Genomic DNA, 17,347 nt, shown 5'->3' on the forward strand with positions numbered 1-17,347 from the left:
GTTTTACCTTACTGTTCAGCGGACGCTGGGGCCGATAAAACGGCTGTCGGCGTCGGATTGAATAGTCGCATCGCTCGTTGCGCGGATGCGGAAACGAATTTCGTTAGTGCTCGAAGGCAGCTTCTCTGGGTCGATGGACAACTCGACTGGTAGCGAGAGAATTTCCCCGGCTCGCGCCTTGATTTCCTTGCGGCCTTCATAGACCAGGCCATCGAGGCCATCTGCTTCAATCACGAAAACCTCATCGTGTTGGGCCTTGTTCATGATCTTCAAGGTGTAGACGTTTTCGATCCGGCCTTCCTCGTTCTCGCGGTAGAGCACGCGGTCTTTTAGGACGTCGAGGTGAACCAGCGAGCGATCGGCCACTGCCCAGGCGAACACACTCATCATGGCCACCAGCGCCACGGCATAGCCGATCAGGCGAGGCCGCACAAGGTGGGTCTGCTGGCCCGACAGGTTGTGCTCGGTGGTGTAGCTGATCAGGCCCTTGGGGTAGTCCATTTTTTCCATGATGTTGTCGCAGGCATCAATGCAGGCGGCGCAGCCAATGCACTCGATCTGCAGCCCGTCACGGATGTCGATGCCGGTTGGGCACACCTGCACGCACATCTTGCAATCGATGCAGTCGCCCAGGCCCTGGGCTTTGTAGTCAGCGTCTTTCTTGCGCGGACCACGGGCTTCGCCACGGCGTGGGTCGTAGGAGACGATCAGCGTGTCCTGATCGAACATCACGCTCTGAAAGCGGGCGTAGGGGCACATGTAGATGCACACCTGTTCTCGCAGCCAGCCAGCGTTGCCGTAGGTCGCCAGGGTGAAGAAGCCGACCCAGAACAGCGCCCAGCCGCCAACCTCCAGGGTGAAAAATCCTGCTATCAGTTCGCGAATGGGCGTGAAATAGCCGACGAAAGTCAGCGCGGTAACCAGCGACACCCCGAGCCAGATGCCGTGCTTGGCCAGCTTGCGCAAGAACTTGCGGCTGGTCATCGGCGATTTATCGAGTTTCATGCGTTGGTTGCGGTCACCTTCGGTGACCTTTTCCGCCCACATGAATACCCAGGTAAACACGCTCTGCGGGCAGGTATAGCCACACCAGACGCGGCCAGCAAAGACCGTGATGAAGAACAGGCCAAAGGCGGCAATGATCAACAGTGCCGAGAGCAGCACGAAATCCTGTGGCCAGTAGGTAGCGCCAAAGATATGGAATTTTCGCTCAGGCAGGTTCCACCAGACGGCCTGGCGATCATTCCAGGTCAGCCAGACAGTGCCGAAGTAAAGCAGGAAGAGGAGTGCGCCACCCGCCATGCGCAGGTTGCGAAACAGGCCGGTGAAGGCTCGGGTATAGATTTTTTCACGATTGGCGTAGAGGTCGACCGAATCGCCTTTAGCCGGGGCAGGGGTGACGTCTTTAACAGGAATCTGTGCGCTCATCAGTGGGTTACCACGGCGGTTGGTGGGTGCCCTGGCCGATACGTGCCGACCAGGATCAAATCACTACTGCACTATGGTACGCCTGACTAGGGCCGAACGGGTGCGACCTTGGGTCGCGCTCGTTCGGCCCGTTGCCTCACTTCTCTTCCGTTTGCTGGGAGAGACTGTACACATAGGCCGCCAGCAGGTGGACCTTGTCGTTGCCGAGGAAAGCTTCCTGGGCTGGCATCTGACCGTTGCGGCCATAGCGCAGGGTCTGCTGGACCTGAGCGAAGCTGGAGCCGTAAAGCCAGATACGATCGGTCAGGTTCGGCGCGCCCATGGCGTGCTGGCCCTTGCCTTCCGGACCGTGGCACACGGCGCAGTTGGTGGCGAAGATTTCCTTGCCCTTGGCCAGGTCAATGCCCGTGTCCTCGGGGTTTTTCAGGCCCGAGAAGCTGCGCACATAGCCGGCAACATGCTTGATACCGTCTTCGCCGATGATGTCTTTCCAGGCTGGCATCGCCGCCTGACGTCCACCGAGGATGGTGGTCTTGATGGTTTCAGCTTCACCGCCCCACAGCCAGTCGTTGTCGGTCAGATTAGGGAAGCCGTAGGCGCCCTTGGCATCCGAACCATGGCAAACCGAGCAGTTGGACGCGAAAAGTCGACCGCCCATTTTCAGCGCTTGCTCATCCTGAGCAACCTGCTCGATGGGCATGGCTGCGTACTTGGCGAAGATCGGACCGTACTCGGCATCCGCGCGGGCCATCTCTTTTTCCCACTGGTGCACACCAGTCCAGCCAGCATTGCGCACTTCGCCACCGGCGACCTGAACGTCTGCGGCGAACGGAGTCTTGGCCTCGGTATCGAGGTAGTCGTAGCCCGGCAGCAGGCCTTTCCAGTTACCCAGGCCCGGATACAGGACGAGGTAGCCGAGGGCAAACACGATGGTGCCAACGAACAGCATGAACCACCACTTGGGCAGTGGGTTGTCGTACTCCTCGATGCCGTCGAAGCTGTGGCCAACGGTTTCTTCGGTGGTGTCAGGGCGCTGGCCGCGACGGGTGCTGAAAATCAGCCATGTCAGGGCGAAGATGGTGCCCAGCGACAGGATTGTTACGTACCAACTCCAGAACGTGGTCATTGGTTATTGCTCCTGGAAGATTGCTCGTCACGCTCTTTGGGTTTGGGATCATCCGCGAAGGGCAGGTTCGCCGCCTCATCGAAGCTGTCTTTACGCCTACTGCTGTAGGCCCACAGCACGACGCCGATAAAGGCGATGAATACGATGGCGGTGCCTATGCCGCGAATGGTCCCAATGTCCATGTGCGTTACCGTTTGTTCTTGATAGAGGTGCCGAGAACCTGCAGGTACGCGACCAGCGCGTCCATTTCGGTCTTGCCACGGACTGCGTCGCGGGCACCGGCGATGTCTTCATCGGTATACGGCACACCGTAGCCACGCATGACTTCCATCTTCTTGGCGGTGTCCTTGCCATCCAGGCGGTGCTCGACCAGCCACGGGTAAGCCGGCATCTTCGACTCAGGCACCACGTTGCGCGGGTTGTACAGGTGCGCACGGTGCCATTCGTTGGAGTAACGACCACCGACGCGCGCCAGGTCCGGACCGGTACGCTTGGAACCCCACAGGAACGGGTGATCCCAGACGCTTTCACCGGCAACCGAGTAGTGACCATAACGCTCGGTCTCTGCGCGGAACGGGCGAATCATCTGCGAGTGGCAGCCTACACAGCCGTTGGCGATGTACACGTCGCGACCTTCGAGCTCCAGCGCGGTGTAGGGCTTGAGGCCTTCGACCGGCTCGTTGGTGACGTCCTGGAAGAACAGCGGGACGATCTGGGTCAGACCGCCGATGCTGACGGCGATCACCATCAGCAGCGCCATCAGGCCGATATTCTTCTCGATGATTTCGTGTTTCATCAGTGCGCTACTCCGGCAGGAATCTGTGCAGCGGCTTCATATTCGGAAGCCTTGGCGGCACGCACGGTGCGGTAAGTGTTGTAGGCCATCAACAGCATGCCGGTGACGAAGAAGGCGCCGCCGATCATCCGTACGACATAGCCAGGGTGGCTGGCTTCGAGGGCTTCAACGAAAGAGTAGGTGAGGGTGCCGTCTTCGTTGACTGCGCGCCACATCAGACCCTGGGTGATGCCGTTGACCCACATCGAGGCGATGTACAGCACGGTGCCAATGGTCGCCAACCAGAAGTGGGCATTGATCAGGCCGATGCTGTGCATCTGCTCACGACCAAACACTTTGGGGATCAGGTGGTAGAGCGCGCCGATGGAGATCATCGCAACCCAGCCAAGAGCGCCGGCATGTACGTGGCCGATGGTCCAGTCGGTGTAGTGCGACAGGGCGTTGACGGTCTTGATCGCCATCATCGGGCCTTCGAAGGTCGACATGCCGTAGAACGCCAGGGACACGACCAGGAAGCGCAGGATTGGGTCGGTGCGCAGCTTATGCCAGGCGCCGGAGAGGCTCATCATGCCGTTGATCATGCCGCCCCAGCTTGGCGCCAGGAGGATGATCGACATCGCCATACCGAGGGACTGTGCCCAATCCGGCAGTGCGGTGTAGTGCAGGTGGTGCGGACCGGCCCAGATGTACAGGGTGATCAGTGCCCAGAAATGCACGATGGACAGGCGGTAGGAGTAGATCGGACGTTCGGCCTGTTTGGGCACGAAGTAGTACATCATCCCCAAGAAGCCTGTGGTCAGGAAGAAGCCCACGGCGTTGTGGCCATACCACCACTGGATCATCGCATCGGTCGCGCCGGCGTACATGGAGTACGACTTGAAGAAGCTGACCGGAACCTGAGCGCTGTTGACTACGTGCAGCAGCAATGTCACCAGGATGAAGGCACCGTAGAACCAGTTGCCTACATAGATGTGCTTGGTCTTGCGCTGCACGATGGTGCCAAAGAACACCGCCACGTAAGCGATCCAGACAACACCCAGGAGAATGTCGATTGGCCACTCGAGCTCAGCGTATTCCTTGGAGCTGGTGTAGCCCATCGGCAGCGTGATCACCGCCAGGACGATGACCGCTTGCCAGCCCCAGAAGGTGAAGGCAGCCAGACCATCGGAGATCAGGCGCGTCTGACAAGTGCGCTGAACCACGTAGTAAGACGTGGCGAACAGTGCGCAGCCGCCAAAGGCGAAGATCACCGCGTTAGTGTGCAGGGGGCGCAGACGACCGAAGCTCGTCCACTCCATGCCCAGGTTGAGTTCCGGCCACACGAGTTGTGCGGCGATGAACACGCCTAGACCCATGCCGATGACGCCCCAAATCACCGTCATCACGGCGAATTGGCGAACCACCTTGTAGTTATAAGCAGTCTGACTGATTGCTGTGCTCATGCTGGGTTCCACGGTTAATGGAGTTTTTAGGGGTACAAAAATCGGCGGCAAGTATGGAGAAAGCAGGTAGCCATTGCAACGCCACACGCCGGCGCGATCAGGGTTCCAACGCTTTTGGGCAGCGACGATGGACGCCCGCTGACCGGTTTTTCACAGTGCTGTATGCGCCTGTCTGGCGCCGCGCAAAGATAGGAATCGCCTTGGATTTATGACTGATGGCGACTGAGCACTAGAGTAGCGCAAATGCACCCGTGACGGACCATTGGCCGACGGGTGCGACGCTGGGTCGCACGAGATCGCACCGGCTGACTTGGCGTCACCCGGTGGAGGGGGGAGGTGAGCAGTCGCCCTCCGTAATGGAGGGCGATACTTTTTATCAGTTGCTGTTGGCTTGCTCTGGAGTTTTCGCTTTGCGGCTCAGGCTGAGTACGTAGGCGGCCAGCAGGTGAACCTTGTCGTTACCCAGGTATTGCTCTTGCGCGGGCATCTGACCGTTGCGGCCGTGGCGAATGGTCTGCTGCAACTGCACCAGGCTGCTGCCGTAGATCCAGCCGCCAGGCTGGGTCAGGTCGGGAGCGCCCATGGCCGCCATGCCGGTACCGTTAGCGCCGTGGCAAGCCGAGCAGTTACTGGAGTAGAGTGCCGCCCCGGCCTGTTGGTCGGCAGCTGCATCCGCGGCCACAGGCAGGCGTGCAAGGGTGCCGCGCACATAAGTGGCGACCTGGCGCACACCGTCTTCACCGATGATCGCACCCCAGGCCGGCATGGCGCCCATGCGGCCGTTGAGAATACTGGTCTTGATGGTTTCGGCCTCGCCGCCCCAGCGCCAGTGCTTGTCGGTCAAGTTGGGGAAACCAACCGCCCCTTTGGCATCTGAGCCGTGGCAGACCGAGCAATAGGTGGCGAACATACGCCCGCCCATTTTCAAGGCTTGCTCGTCCTGGGCAACCTGCTCCAGGGGCATGGCTGCATATTTGGCGAAGATCGGCCCGTAAAGCCCGTCGGCTTGCTCGACTTCACGCTGCCACTGGGCAACCTGGGTCCAGCCATCGTCATAGCCGGGCAATACGCCCTTCCAGTTGCCCAGGCCGGGGTACAGCAGCAGATAACCGACAGCGAAGACGATGGTGCCGATAAACAGCATGAACCACCATTTTGGCAGTGGGTTGTCGTACTCCTCGATACCGTCGAAGGAGTGACCCATGGTCTGCTCGGTTTCGTTCTTGTGAATTTCGCTCTTGCGGGTGGCGAAGATCAGCCAGAACAGCGCCAACAAGGTGCCGATGGTCAACAGCGAAATGTACCAGCTCCAGAAGGTGCTCATGGGGTGTTGCTCCTTGTTGCGGCAGGCTGAGGGTCATCGGCGAACGGCAGGTTGGCGGCTTCGCTGAACGCGGTATGGCGCTTGCCGCTGTATGCCCACAGCGTCATGGCGACGAAGGCCAGCAGGACCAGGGCGGTGCCCAGGCCACGCAGCAGGCCGATATCGGTAAGGGCGAGTGTCATGACTTACCTCCGATTCTTAACGGCAGTGCCGAGCACTTGCAGGTAATCGACCAGCGCATCCATCTCGGTCTTGCCGCGCACGGCCTCGGAGGCGCCGGCGATATCGGCGTCGCTGTAGGGCACGCCGACGTGACGCAGGGCGGTCATCTTGGCTGGGGTGTCCTGGCCATCCAGGGTTGCCTCAACCAACCAGGGATAGGCGGGCATCTTCGACTCGGGTACCACGTTGCGCGGGTTGTACAGGTGCGCACGGTGCCATTCGCTGGAGTAGCGGCCGCCAACCCGCGCCAGGTCCGGGCCGGTACGTTTCGAGCCCCAGAGAAACGGGTGGTCGTAGACGCTTTCCCCAGCGACCGAGTAATGGCCGTAACGCTCGGTCTCGGCGCGGAACGGGCGGATCATCTGCGAGTGGCAGCCGACACAACCTTCACGGATGTAGATGTCACGGCCTTCGAGCTGCAGGGCGGTATAGGGTTTGAGGCCGCTGACCGGCTCGTTGGTGACATCCTGGAAGAACAGCGGGACGATCTGCGTCAGGCCGCCGATACTCACGGCCAGGACCATCATCAGGGCCATCAGGCCAATGTTCTTCTCGAGTAATTCGTGTTTCATCAGTGGGCTCCTTCCAGCGAATAACGAGCAGCAGCCTCGGCCTCAGCCGGTTGGCTGGCGCGGATGGTCTGCCAGACGTTCCAGGCCATCAGCAGCATGCCGCTGAAGAAGATCGCCCCGCCGATGACCCGCACGACGAAGCCGGGATGGCTGGCTTCCAGGGCTTCAACGAAGGAGTAGGTGAGGGTGCCGTCTTCGTTGACTGCACGCCACATCAGGCCCTGGGCAATGCCGTTGACCCACATCGAGGCGATGTACAGCACGGTGCCAATGGTGGCGAGCCAGAAGTGGGCGTTGATCAGACCGATGCTGTGCATCTGTTCACGGCCATAGACTTTCGGCAGGAGGTGATACAGCGAACCGATGGACACCATGGCGACCCAGCCGAGGGCGCCGGCGTGGACGTGGCCGATGGTCCAGTCGGTGTAGTGGGACAGGGCGTTGACGGTCTTGATCGCCATCATCGGACCTTCGAAAGTCGACATGCCGTAGAACGCCAGGGACACCACGAGGAAGCGCAGGATCGGGTCGGTGCGCAACTTATGCCAGGCGCCGGAGAGGGTCATCATGCCGTTGATCATGCCGCCCCAGCTCGGTGCCAGCAGGACCAGCGACATCACCATGCCCAGGCTCTGCGCCCAATCCGGCAGCGCGGTGTAGTGCAGGTGGTGTGGGCCGGCCCAGATGTACACGGCGATCAGCGCCCAGAAGTGCACGATGGACAGGCGGTAGGAATACACCGGGCGCCCAGCCTGCTTCGGCACGAAGTAATACATCATCCCCAGGAAGCCGGCAGTCAGGAAGAAGCCCACGGCGTTGTGGCCATACCACCATTGCACCATGGCGTCGGTGGCACCGGCGTACACCGAGTAGGACTTGGTCAGGGTGACCGGGATTTCCAGGTTATTGACCAGGTGCAGCAGCGCCACCGTGAGGATAAAGGCGCCGAAGAACCAGTTGCCGACATACACGTGGCTGACGCGGCGCTTTATCACGGTGCCGAAGAACACGATGGCGTAGCTAACCCAGACGATGGTGATCAGAATGTCGATCGGCCATTCCAGCTCGGCATATTCCTTGGAGCTGGTGTAGCCCAGTGGCAGACTGATCGCCGCCAGCAGGATCACCAGTTGCCAACCCCAGAAGGTGAAGGCAGCCAGGCCTGGGGCGAACAGGGTCGCCTGAGAGGTGCGTTGTACCGCGTAGTAGCTGGTGGCGAACAGCGCACAGCCACCGAAGGCGAAGATCACCGCGTTGGTGTGCAAGGGGCGCAGTCGGCCAAAACTGGTCCAGGGTAGCCCGAAGTTGAGCTCCGGCCAGACCAGTTGCGCGGCGATGAAGACGCCGAGCCCCATCCCGACGATGCCCCACACCACGGTCATGATGGCGAATTGGCGGACCACCTTGTAGTTGTAGGCGGCACTGGTTGTTGTGTTCATGTCTGGGCTTCCATCCACGGTTGATTCGATCATTTCTAGGAGCCTGTCGGACTTGACCGTTCGTTGCGAGGGAAAGCCGGCTTGAGACAGTTTTGTTGCTTTACCGAGGCGAATAGCGAGCTATTTAACGAGGGAAAGCAGCAAAAATGGCCAAGTCCGGCTTTTCCGCAGTAGAGCAGTGTTAAGTCCGACAGGCTCCTCTACTGCCTGCAGGCGTGGCAGACGCGCGCAGGCGAATTGCTAAAGCGAGGCAAGCATGGGCAAAGCAGGGAGCGAAGGTATTGACCCGGGTCAATGCCAGCACGCAGGCGGTGAATCTGCCGGGGTTTGGGCGCGGCCAGAGGGGGCGGGTGTGGCCACACTGATTTTGGCCCATGGGGCCGGTGCGCCGATGGACAGCCCGTTTATGACGCAGATAGCGGAGAATCTTGCGGCGCTGGGTGTCAGCGTGGTGCGTTTTGAGTTCGCCTACATGGCAGCACGGCGCACCGATGGCCGCAAGCGTCCGCCAGCCCCCCAGGCACGTCTGCTGGAGGAATGGCGCCAGTGCTATCGGCAGGTGCGTGAGCAGGTCGATGGACCGCTGGCTATTGGCGGCAAGTCTATGGGCGGGCGCATGGCCAGCCTGCTGGCCGACGAGTTGGGCGTCGATGCGCTGGTGTGCCTGGGGTATCCCTTCCATGCCGTGGGCAAGGTCGACAAGCCACGGGTCGCACACCTGGCGGACCTGCGTACGCCAACCCTGATCGTGCAGGGCGAACGCGACCCCATGGGCGGGCGCGAGCGCGTCGCTGGCTATTGTCTGGCGCCCGCCATCACCCTGCATTGGCTGGCCGCCGCCGACCATGACCTCAAGCCGTTACAGCGCTCAGGCTTCAACCATGAGCAGCATCTGGCCGCAGCGGCGCAGGCCGTGAGTGGGTTTTTGAGCGGGCTCGCGTAGCCAAAAAAGGATCTTCGCATTTCTGTGGGGATGCTGGGCTTGACACCGGACTGGCAAGTTTGTGTGTGGTCCGGCAAATGGCGTGGCATGGCCCATTCCCGCGTGTACTGAACGTTTGGGTTGCGCCCCTCACGGGCGCCACACCTTTCTTGCTTGCCCAAGAAAGGTGTGCCAAAGAAGGGCACCCCGACATCCGGGTTTCGCTGCGCGAAACTTCCCTCGCTCCGGCGCTGCTCCGGGGGCCGGCGTACATGGGCCATCCCTGGCCCATTACGCCTCTCGCCGCATCCATGCGGCTCGTCCCCCTACGCAACACCTACACTCGGCCTCCTGACGGGACCCGGTCGCGAGCTTGCAGGATTTTCACAGGATCAAGTACGGCGGCGTCTGTCTTTTGCTCTGGTTCTTGAATCGCGATCGTGCAGACGACGCCCAAAGCCCCTTCAGGAGGCCGAGTGGAATCGCCGCGCAAGGGGGTGAGCGACATGGATGTCGCGACGACTGCATGGATGCAGGAGGTAGAGCGAAGCAGGATGCCCGAGCCGAGAGCCACGCTGGGCCATGGATGGCCCTTCGTGGCGGACCCCTGGAGTGGTGATGGAAGGAGGGAACCCCGGCGCAGCCGGGGCCGGATGGTGGGGTGCCCTTCTCTTTGGTTACTTTCTCTTGGGCAAGCAAGAGCTACGGAGCGAAGCGGAGTAACAGCCGCAGGCTGGCCCGAAGGGTGAGCGCAGCGAATCAAGTGACTCGCCCGTAAGGGGCGAAACCCGCCAGACCAGACAGCGCGTTAATGGATAGAGCCACGTCATCGGCAACGCACACTTATTTGCCAGTCCGGTGTCAATAAGCGATTCCCAGAATTTACGCGAAGAACCCAAAAAACAACCCGCCGGGCGGCGGGTTGGGGAAGGTGCTGGCCTGCAGTCGAGGTCAGCTGTTAAAGCGTTCGACCAGCGCATATTGCCCTTGCGCGGTACGGGTCAGGGCTTTGCTCAGGGTTGCCGTGCTGCGCGCTTCTTCCGATGTCTGGTCGGCCAACTGGGCGATGGTGGTGATGTTGCGGTTGATCTCGTCGGCTACGGCGCTTTGCTCCTCTGCCGCAGCGGCGATCTGGTCGGCCATGCCGGCAATGTTGGCCACCGCATCACTGATGCCTGAGAGCGCATGATCGGCCTTGAGCACACGCTCGACGCCTTCATCGGCCTGTTTGCGGCCGATTTCCATGGTCAGCACGGCTTCTTCGGCCGTGCGTTGCAGCTTGGCGATCAACTGGTGAATCTGCCCGGTGGACTCGGCAGTACGCTGGGCCAGTGAGCGCACCTCGTCGGCAACCACGGCGAAGCCTCGACCCATTTCCCCTGCGCGGGCCGCCTCGATGGCCGCGTTGAGGGCAAGCAGGTTGGTCTGGTCGGCAATACCCTTGATCACGTCGACCACGCCGCCGATTTCATTGCTGTCCTGGGCCAGGCGGGTGACGGTCTCGCCGGTTTCGCCTACCGACACGGACAGGCGCTGGATAGCCTCGCGGGTTTCGGCGGTGATGGTGCGGCCTTCGCCGGTCAGGCGATTGGCTTCCTGGGTGGCAATGGCGGTACGGGCCACATTGCTGGCCACTTCCAGGGTGGTGGCAGCCATTTCATTGACGGCCGTGGCCACCTGCTCGGTTTCCTGGCGCTGACGATCGAGGCCGGCGCTGCTGTTGTGCGCCAGGGTGTCGGCTTGGCGAGCCTGCTGAGTCAGGTGCTCGGCGGTATCCTGCAGTCGCGTGAGACAGGTTTTCAGGCGAGCATCCTGGCTGAGCATGGCCATTTCCAGGCGTGCCTCGGCGCCCCGGCTGTCGGTGTACATCTGCGCGATCAGGGCATCGGAAGTGGTCTGCTCGGCGAGGCGCAGTAGACGCTTGATACCACGGGTCTGCCAGGCAATGCCGGCCAACCCCAGCGGTACCGACAGCACTGCGGCGAGGGCGAAACCCCAGCTGCTGCCCATCCAGTGACCGATCAGAAAGCCGATCTGGCTGACCAGAATGAACGGCATCCAGGCCTGCACGACCGGCAGCCAGCGATCACTGGCAGGCACCGCCGACTTGCCGGCATTGATGCGCTGATAGAGCGCTTCGGCACGACGGACCTGCTCGGGCGTTGGTTTGACCCTGACCGACTCGTAACCGGTGATCTGGTTGTTCTCGCGCATGGGCGTGACGTAGGCGTTGACCCAATAGTGGTCACCACTCTTGCAGCGGTTCTTGACCACGCCCATCCAGGGCTTGCCGGCCTTCAGGGTCGTCCACATATGCTCGAACACCGCCGACGGCACGTCGGGGTGGCGCACGATGTTATGCGGTGCATGCAGGAGTTCTTCGCGAGAGAAACCACTGATCTCGACGAAGGCATCATTGCAGTATGTGATCTGCCCCTTGGCGTCGGTGGTGGAAATCAGGCGCTGCTGGGTAGGGAACGTTCGCTCGCGCTGAGTGACCGGCTGATTGTTACGCATGGCAGGTATCCGTCGTTGTTATGGCCCCTTCATCGGCCGCTAGGCCGTGAAGTTGAGGGCTGAGTCCATTTAGCCGAGTGTAAACGTTTTTCTATTGACGTCACATTCCCGTCATGTTCAGTGCCTTCCCTGGCTCTGCGTGGTTTATCTGCATGCTGATGCACAGGTGTGCGGGTCAGTTGGCGATCATCTGTCGCAGTACATAGTGAAGAATACCGCCGGCTTTGAAGTACTCGACTTCGTTGAGCGTATCGATGCGGCACAGGACTTCGACATGTTCCTGTGCGCCGTTTTCGCGGGTGATCTCCACCCCGAGCGGCATCAGTGGGCGCAGTTCCACACCATCCAGGCCGGTAATGGCCAGGGTTTCCCGGCCTGTCAGTTTGAGCGTGCGGCGGTCCAGACCATCCTTGAACTGCAGCGGCAGCACGCCCATGCCGACCAGGTTGGAGCGGTGGATACGCTCGAAACTCTCGGCCAGTACCGCCTTGACCCCGAGCAGGTTGGTACCCTTGGCGGCCCAGTCACGGCTTGAGCCGGTGCCGTATTCCTTGCCGGCAATGACCACCAGTGGAGTGCCTTCGGCCTGATAGCGCATCGCCGCGTCGTAGATCGACAGCTGATCGCCACTTGGCACGTGCAGGGTGTTGCCGCCTTCCTGGCCATCGAGCATCTCGTTGCGGATGCGGATATTGGCGAAGGTGCCGCGCATCATTACCTGATGATTGCCTCGGCGTGAGCCGTAGGAATTGAAGTCCGTGGAGGCTACACCCTGTTCGCGCAGGTAGCGCCCCGCCGGGCTGTCGGCTTTGATATTACCGGCTGGCGAGATGTGGTCGGTGGTGACCGAGTCGCCGAGCAGGGCGAGAATGCGCGCTTCATGAATATCGCCAACATGGGGCGGCGCCTGGTCGATTTGCTCGAAAAATGGTGGGTGCTGGATGTAGGTAGAGTCGGCCTGCCAGGCGTAGGTATTGCTTTCGGGCACGCCAATCGCCTGCCACTGCGCGTCCCCCTCGAATACGGCGGCGTATTCCTTGCGGAACATGGCTGTATCGACTTTCTGTACCGCCTCGGCAATTTCCTGCTGGCTCGGCCAGATATCGCGCAGGTACACCGGCTTGCCGTCGCGGTCCTCGCCCAGCGGCTCTTCGGCGATATTCATCCGCACGCTGCCGGCCAGGGCATAGGCAACCACCAGGGGCGGCGAGGCCAGCCAGTTGGTTTTAACCAATGGGTGCACGCGGCCTTCGAAATTGCGGTTGCCGGACAGTACCGACGCCACCGTCAGATCGCCTTGTTGAATGGCTTTCTCGATAGGATCGGGCAGCGGCCCGGAGTTGCCGATACAGGTGGTGCAGCCGTAGCCGACCAGGTCGAAGCCGAGCGTGTCGAGGTATTCGGTCAGCCCAGCCGCAGCGAAGTACTCGGTCACCACCTTGGAGCCCGGCGCCAGGGAACTCTTGACCCAAGGCTTGCGTTGCAGTCCCTTTTCCACGGCCTTTTTCGCCAGCAAGCCAGCGGCCATCATCACGCTGGGGTTGGAGGTGTTGGTGCAGGAGGTGATGGCGGCAATCACCACGGCGCCGTCGCGCAGCGGGTGGCGCTGGCCGTTCAGCTCATAGTGGATGTCGTTTTGTGCCGCATTGCCGACCGCCACACCGCCACCACCTTCGCTTTCCAGACGGCCTTCTTCCTTGGCGGTGGGGTTGAGTTGCAGACCGAGAAAGTCCTCGAATGCCTGGCTGACCTGAGGCAGGGCGACCCGGTCCTGCGGGCGCTTGGGGCCGGCCAGGCTGGCTTCGACCTGGCCCATGTCCAACTCCAGGCTGTCAGTGAATAGCGGCTCGCTGCCGGCATGCCGCCACAGGCCCTGGGCTTTGCAGTAGGACTCGACCAGCTTGACGGCCTCTTCGGGCCGCCCGGACAGGCGCAGGTAACCCAGGGTGATTTCGTCGACCGGGAAGAAACCACAGGTGGCGCCGTACTCCGGGGCCATATTGGCGAGAGTGGCGCGGTCTGCCAGGGGCAGCTCGGCCAGGCCATCACCGTAAAACTCGACGAATTTGCCGACCACGCCCTTTTTGCGCAGCATCTGCGTGACGGTGAGCACCAGGTCGGTGGCGGTGATGCCTTCCTTGAGCTTGCCGCTGAGTTTGAAGCCGATCACCTCGGGAATCAGCATCGACACCGGTTGGCCGAGCATCGCGGCTTCCGCCTCGATGCCGCCGACGCCCCAGCCGAGCACGCCGAGGCCATTGATCATGGTGGTGTGCGAGTCGGTACCAACCAGGGTGTCGGGGAAGGCGTAGGTCACACCGTCTTCGTCCTTGGTCCAGACTGTGCGGCCCAGGTACTCCAGGTTGACCTGGTGGCAGATGCCCGTGCCTGGCGGCACCACGCTGAAATTATCGAACGCGTGTTGGCCCCAGCGCAGGAAAGCGTAGCGCTCGCCGTTGCGCTGCATTTCGATCTCGACGTTTTCGCCGAATGCCTCTGGCGTGGCGAATTTGTCGACCATCACCGAGTGGTCGATGACCAGGTCCACGGGCGACAGTGGATTGATCTTCTGCGGGTCGCCGCCGGCCTTGGCCATGGCATCGCGCATGGCGGCCAGGTCGACCACCGCCGGTACGCCGGTAAAGTCCTGCATCAGTACGCGAGCAGGGCGGTACTGGATTTCGCGGTCCGAGCTGCGCGTGTGCAACCAGTCGGCAATGGCCTGCAGGTCGCGACGCGTCACCGTTTTGCCATCCTCCCAGCGCAGCAGGTTTTCCAGCAGCACTTTCAGCGAGAAGGGCAGGCGGTCGAGGTCGCCGAGGTTTTTTGCCGCCTCGGGCAGGCTGAAATAGGTGTAGGTGCGTTCGCCAACGTTAAGGGTGCGGCGGCAGTTCAGGCTGTCGGTGGACGGCATGGGTTCTCTCCTTGGGGCTCACACGGTACGAGCCGATGGGGCGACAGGATCAGTAATTCTAGTCCTGCTTATTGGTAATGGCCTTAGGGTCTGGACCGGTCAAGAGCACGCCGGGTTCCCGAAGCCGTTATGATGCGCGCCTTGAGGAGAAGCCTGATGAATACCTTGTTACTGCATTGCCGTCCCGGATTCGAGAATGAAGTGTGCGCGGAGATCAGCGAACACGCTGCGCGCCTTGAGGTTTCTGGCTATGCCAAGGCCCGGCCGGCCAGTGCCTGTGCCGAGTTCGTCTGCAGCGAAGACGGTGAAGCCGAGCGTCTGATGCGCGGGGTGCGCTTCAACCAATTGATTTTTGCCAGGCAGTGGGCTCAGGGCGGCTTTATTGACCTGCCGGAGCTGGACCGTATCAGTGTGCTGCTCGCTCATCTGGCGGATTCACCGGTATTCGGCAGCCTATGGCTTGAGGTGCTGGACACCAACGAGGGCAAGGAGCTGTCGAACTTCTGCAAAAAGTTCGAGGCGCCCCTGCGCAATGCCCTGAGTAAGGCCGGCAAGCTGGTCGAGGACCCAACCAAGCTGCGCTTGCTACTGACCTTCAAGAGCGGCCGCGAGGTGTTCCTGGGTGTGGCGCCGCCCGGTAATTCGGCGCTGTGGCCGATGGGGATTCCGCGCCTGAAGTTCCCCCGCGAGGCGCCGAGCCGTTCGACCCTCAAGCTGGAGGAAGCCTGGCACACCTTTATCCCCCGTGAGCAGTGGGACGAGCGCCTGTCGGGCGAGATGACCGGCGTCGACCTGGGCGCCGCGCCAGGTGGCTGGACCTATCAACTGGTCAAGCGCGGCATGCTGGTCACCGCGATCGATAACGGGCCGATGGCCGAAAGCCTGATGGACACCGGTCTGGTGCAGCACCTGATGGTCGATGGTTTCACCTGGAAGCCCAAGCAGCCGGTGGACTGGATGGTCTGCGACATCGTCGAGAAGCCCGCGCGCAGTGCGGCGTTGCTGGAAACCTGGATCGGCGAGGGGCTGTGCCGCGAAGCGGTGGTCAACCTGAAACTGCCGATGAAGCAGCGTTACGCCGAGGTGCGGCGCCTGCTGCAACGCCTTGAAGATGGCTTTGCCGCGCGCAAGATCAAGGTCTCGATCGCCTGCAAACAGCTTTACCACGACCGCGAAGAGGTGACCTGTCACCTGCGCCGTTTACGCTGAACGCCTTTTGATCCGTTGGCCAGGGCGCGGGCTTTGAGTGAAAATAGCCGGCCCTTTTGGAGCCCAGCCATGCCTTTGCACCCTGACACGGCCCTTGATGCCACCCTCGACGCCAGCGGGCTCAACTGCCCGGAGCCGGTGATGATGCTGCACAACACCGTGCGCGACTTGCCTGCCGGTGGCCTGCTCAAGGTCATCGCCACTGATCCCTCGACCCGCCGCGATATTCCCAAGTTCTGCGTGTTCCTGGGGCATGAGTTGCTTGAGCAGCTTGAGCAGGACGGTACCTATTTGTACTGGATCCGCAAAAAAGCCGATTGAGGCTCAACCTTGTGGCGCTGGCCAGCCGGCCTGGCCCGGTGCCAGGCCGCAACTGCGCAGGCTGTCCTGCCAGGCGCTGACATGCTCGCCGGTGGCCGTCACAAAGGCCTGCCATAACGAGTCCTGGGTACCCGCCAGGCGCAGCAGGTAGTCATGGGTCGCGGCCGGTGCATCCTGCGCAGCCAGGTGTTGTACCGCCCGCTGCCAGCGCTCGCCGCGCTGGTGCACCTGGCTCAGGTAGGGCTGCAGGTGCCCGGCGTAGTACTTCACAAAGATGTTCTGCAGGATGCGCCCGCGCTCGGTGGGCAGGCCTTGCGGGCAGAGTGGGCGATTGGCCAGGCGCTGGCGCAGCAGCGCCGTGCCGTGGTCGAGGGTATGGCGCAGGCTGGCCAGGCTGGTGATTAGTTCGCCGCCCTGGGCGCTGGCATGCAAGGCCTGGAACAGCGGCTCAAGCTGCTCGGCTGGCGGCGGCAGTTGCTCGGGCAAGCGCTGTGCGAGGCCCGCGAGCTGTTCCAGAGCGTCCAGTGCTGCACCGTCTTCCCCTGGGGTGGCCGGCAAGGCCTGGGCGCTGAAACGCAGGTAGCGCTCGACCTCGTTGCTGCCATTGAAGGCATTCCAGAACACCGCCGGCAGTTGCGCGCGCTTCTGCGTGGCCAGGTCGCTCAAGCGGGTACGCAGGTCGGCGTCGTCACTGCCATCCAGGCGGGCGATGCAGCTGTCCAGGGCGCGCAGCAAGTCACCCTCGTAGGCCAGGCGGCTGCTGGCCATCAACTGTTTGCCCAACAGGCTGTTGCGCTGGCTGATCAGTTGCTGCAAGTCGGCGCAGCGGCGCACATCGATAAGCAGGTCGAGCAAGCCGATACGCAGCTCGGGCACCTCAAGCAGGCGTTCGCGGCGTGGCGGCATGCGGTAGATACCCGCGTGCGTCAGGTCGAAGGCTTCGGCGCTGGGGCTATCCAGAACATTGCCCAGGCGCTGCAGATAGTCGGCCTGCAAGGCCAGACCATCATCACTCGGCGTGCAGGCGGTGAGGCTCAGCAGAGCGCAAAGCATAAGCAGGCGTGCGGTCATGGTGCTCCCAGGCAGGTGACGGGTTGGCCAGTCTACTGCGGCAC

15 protein-coding genes are annotated in these 17,347 nt (G+C 61.8%); 3 read left to right on the plus strand and 12 right to left on the minus strand.

The features are described from left to right. Positions 1–15: 15 nt before the first annotated feature. The 9 genes from ccoG to ccoN (BMW49_RS02370) all read right to left on the minus strand — a co-directional run bounded on the left by ccoG (position 16) and on the right by ccoN (BMW49_RS02370) (position 8,349). The gene (gene ccoG / locus BMW49_RS02330) at positions 16–1,428 is read right to left on the minus strand and encodes a cytochrome c oxidase accessory protein CcoG (RefSeq protein ID WP_069516708.1); all 1,413 of its coding nucleotides are present in this window, start codon (positions 1,426–1,428) and stop codon (positions 16–18) included. A 136-nt stretch (positions 1,429–1,564) separates the two neighbouring features. Next, on the minus strand, positions 1,565–2,554 hold the full coding sequence (ccoP, locus tag BMW49_RS02335; protein ID WP_069516707.1) for a cytochrome-c oxidase, cbb3-type subunit III: 990 nt from the start codon (positions 2,552–2,554) through the stop codon (positions 1,565–1,567). Continuing rightward, positions 2,551–2,736, minus strand: a complete 186-nt coding sequence (locus BMW49_RS02340; RefSeq protein ID WP_069516706.1) for a CcoQ/FixQ family Cbb3-type cytochrome c oxidase assembly chaperone — start codon at positions 2,734–2,736, stop codon at positions 2,551–2,553. Before BMW49_RS02340 ends, ccoP (BMW49_RS02335) begins: the two co-directional genes overlap by 4 nt. A 5-nt stretch (positions 2,737–2,741) precedes the next feature. Continuing rightward, positions 2,742–3,350 carry a cytochrome-c oxidase, cbb3-type subunit II gene (gene ccoO, locus BMW49_RS02345; protein WP_069516705.1) on the minus strand — a complete coding sequence of 203 codons (609 nt, stop codon included), beginning with the start codon at positions 3,348–3,350 and terminating at the stop codon, positions 2,742–2,744. After that, positions 3,350–4,792, minus strand: coding sequence for a cytochrome-c oxidase, cbb3-type subunit I (gene ccoN / locus BMW49_RS02350; RefSeq protein WP_069516704.1), 1,443 nt, complete (start codon positions 4,790–4,792; stop codon positions 3,350–3,352). Before ccoN (BMW49_RS02350) ends, ccoO (BMW49_RS02345) begins: the two co-directional genes overlap by 1 nt. A gap of 376 nt (positions 4,793–5,168) precedes the next feature. After that, complete coding sequence (gene ccoP, locus BMW49_RS02355) at positions 5,169–6,116, minus strand: cytochrome-c oxidase, cbb3-type subunit III (RefSeq protein ID WP_069516703.1); 948 nt, start codon at positions 6,114–6,116, stop codon at positions 5,169–5,171. Continuing rightward, entirely contained in the window at positions 6,113–6,298 is a 186-nt protein-coding gene (locus BMW49_RS02360; RefSeq protein ID WP_069516702.1) for a cbb3-type cytochrome oxidase subunit 3, read from the minus strand. Before BMW49_RS02360 ends, ccoP (BMW49_RS02355) begins: the two co-directional genes overlap by 4 nt. A 3-nt stretch (positions 6,299–6,301) precedes the next feature. After that, the gene (gene ccoO / locus BMW49_RS02365; protein ID WP_069516701.1) at positions 6,302–6,910 is read right to left on the minus strand and encodes a cytochrome-c oxidase, cbb3-type subunit II; all 609 of its coding nucleotides are present in this window, start codon (positions 6,908–6,910) and stop codon (positions 6,302–6,304) included. After that, a complete protein-coding gene (gene ccoN, locus BMW49_RS02370; protein WP_069516700.1) occupies positions 6,910–8,349 on the minus strand; it encodes a cytochrome-c oxidase, cbb3-type subunit I in 1,440 nt (479 codons plus the stop codon). Before ccoN (BMW49_RS02370) ends, ccoO (BMW49_RS02365) begins: the two co-directional genes overlap by 1 nt. 256 nt (positions 8,350–8,605) lie before the next feature. Here ccoN (BMW49_RS02370) and BMW49_RS02375 point away from each other — a divergent pair, with 256 nt between their 5' ends. Continuing rightward, entirely contained in the window at positions 8,606–9,292 is a 687-nt protein-coding gene (locus BMW49_RS02375; protein WP_083251665.1) for an alpha/beta family hydrolase, read from the plus strand. 930 nt (positions 9,293–10,222) lie between these two features. Here the strand turns inward: BMW49_RS02375 and BMW49_RS02380 are convergent. Both BMW49_RS02380 and acnA read right to left on the minus strand, forming a co-directional pair. Further along, entirely contained in the window at positions 10,223–11,788 is a 1,566-nt protein-coding gene (locus BMW49_RS02380; protein WP_069516698.1) for a methyl-accepting chemotaxis protein, read from the minus strand. A 175-nt stretch (positions 11,789–11,963) separates the two neighbouring features. After that, positions 11,964–14,702 carry an aconitate hydratase AcnA gene (gene acnA, locus BMW49_RS02385; RefSeq protein ID WP_069516697.1) on the minus strand — a complete coding sequence of 913 codons (2,739 nt, stop codon included), beginning with the start codon at positions 14,700–14,702 and terminating at the stop codon, positions 11,964–11,966. A 156-nt stretch (positions 14,703–14,858) separates the two neighbouring features. On the opposite strand from acnA, the gene rlmM reads away from it, so the two are divergent. Next, complete coding sequence (gene rlmM / locus BMW49_RS02390) at positions 14,859–15,911, plus strand: 23S rRNA (cytidine(2498)-2'-O)-methyltransferase RlmM (RefSeq protein WP_069516696.1); 1,053 nt, start codon at positions 14,859–14,861, stop codon at positions 15,909–15,911. A gap of 69 nt (positions 15,912–15,980) precedes the next feature. Beyond that, on the plus strand, positions 15,981–16,232 hold the full coding sequence (gene tusA, locus BMW49_RS02395; RefSeq protein ID WP_069516695.1) for a sulfurtransferase TusA: 252 nt from the start codon (positions 15,981–15,983) through the stop codon (positions 16,230–16,232). 3 nt (positions 16,233–16,235) lie between these two features. On the opposite strand, the gene BMW49_RS02400 is transcribed toward tusA, so the two are convergent. Further along, positions 16,236–17,303, minus strand: coding sequence for a DUF3080 domain-containing protein (locus BMW49_RS02400; RefSeq protein ID WP_069516694.1), 1,068 nt, complete (start codon positions 17,301–17,303; stop codon positions 16,236–16,238). Positions 17,304–17,347: the final 44 nt, after the last annotated feature.

The organism is Pseudomonas cuatrocienegasensis, assembly GCF_900110925.1.
Taxonomy (GTDB): domain Bacteria; phylum Pseudomonadota; class Gammaproteobacteria; order Pseudomonadales; family Pseudomonadaceae; genus Aquipseudomonas; species Aquipseudomonas cuatrocienegasensis.

What these genes read in the sequence shown, in the direction of transcription:
- ccoG (WP_069516708.1), bottom strand. Translation starts at nt 1,428, where the DNA reads ATGAGCGCACAGATTCCTGTTAAAGACGTCACCCCTGCCCCGGCTAAA.
- ccoP (WP_069516707.1), bottom strand. Translation starts at nt 2,554, where the DNA reads ATGACCACGTTCTGGAGTTGGTACGTAACAATCCTGTCGCTGGGCACC.
- BMW49_RS02340 (WP_069516706.1), bottom strand. Translation starts at nt 2,736, where the DNA reads ATGGACATTGGGACCATTCGCGGCATAGGCACCGCCATCGTATTCATC.
- ccoO (WP_069516705.1), bottom strand. Translation starts at nt 3,350, where the DNA reads ATGAAACACGAAATCATCGAGAAGAATATCGGCCTGATGGCGCTGCTG.
- ccoN (WP_069516704.1), bottom strand. Translation starts at nt 4,792, where the DNA reads ATGAGCACAGCAATCAGTCAGACTGCTTATAACTACAAGGTGGTTCGC.
- ccoP (WP_069516703.1), bottom strand. Translation starts at nt 6,116, where the DNA reads ATGAGCACCTTCTGGAGCTGGTACATTTCGCTGTTGACCATCGGCACC.
- BMW49_RS02360 (WP_069516702.1), bottom strand. Translation starts at nt 6,298, where the DNA reads ATGACACTCGCCCTTACCGATATCGGCCTGCTGCGTGGCCTGGGCACC.
- ccoO (WP_069516701.1), bottom strand. Translation starts at nt 6,910, where the DNA reads ATGAAACACGAATTACTCGAGAAGAACATTGGCCTGATGGCCCTGATG.
- ccoN (WP_069516700.1), bottom strand. Translation starts at nt 8,349, where the DNA reads ATGAACACAACAACCAGTGCCGCCTACAACTACAAGGTGGTCCGCCAA.
- BMW49_RS02375 (WP_083251665.1), top strand. Translation starts at nt 8,606, where the DNA reads ATGGGCAAAGCAGGGAGCGAAGGTATTGACCCGGGTCAATGCCAGCAC.
- BMW49_RS02380 (WP_069516698.1), bottom strand. Translation starts at nt 11,788, where the DNA reads ATGCGTAACAATCAGCCGGTCACTCAGCGCGAGCGAACGTTCCCTACC.
- acnA (WP_069516697.1), bottom strand. Translation starts at nt 14,702, where the DNA reads ATGCCGTCCACCGACAGCCTGAACTGCCGCCGCACCCTTAACGTTGGC.
- rlmM (WP_069516696.1), top strand. Translation starts at nt 14,859, where the DNA reads ATGAATACCTTGTTACTGCATTGCCGTCCCGGATTCGAGAATGAAGTG.
- tusA (WP_069516695.1), top strand. Translation starts at nt 15,981, where the DNA reads ATGCCTTTGCACCCTGACACGGCCCTTGATGCCACCCTCGACGCCAGC.
- BMW49_RS02400 (WP_069516694.1), bottom strand. Translation starts at nt 17,303, where the DNA reads ATGACCGCACGCCTGCTTATGCTTTGCGCTCTGCTGAGCCTCACCGCC.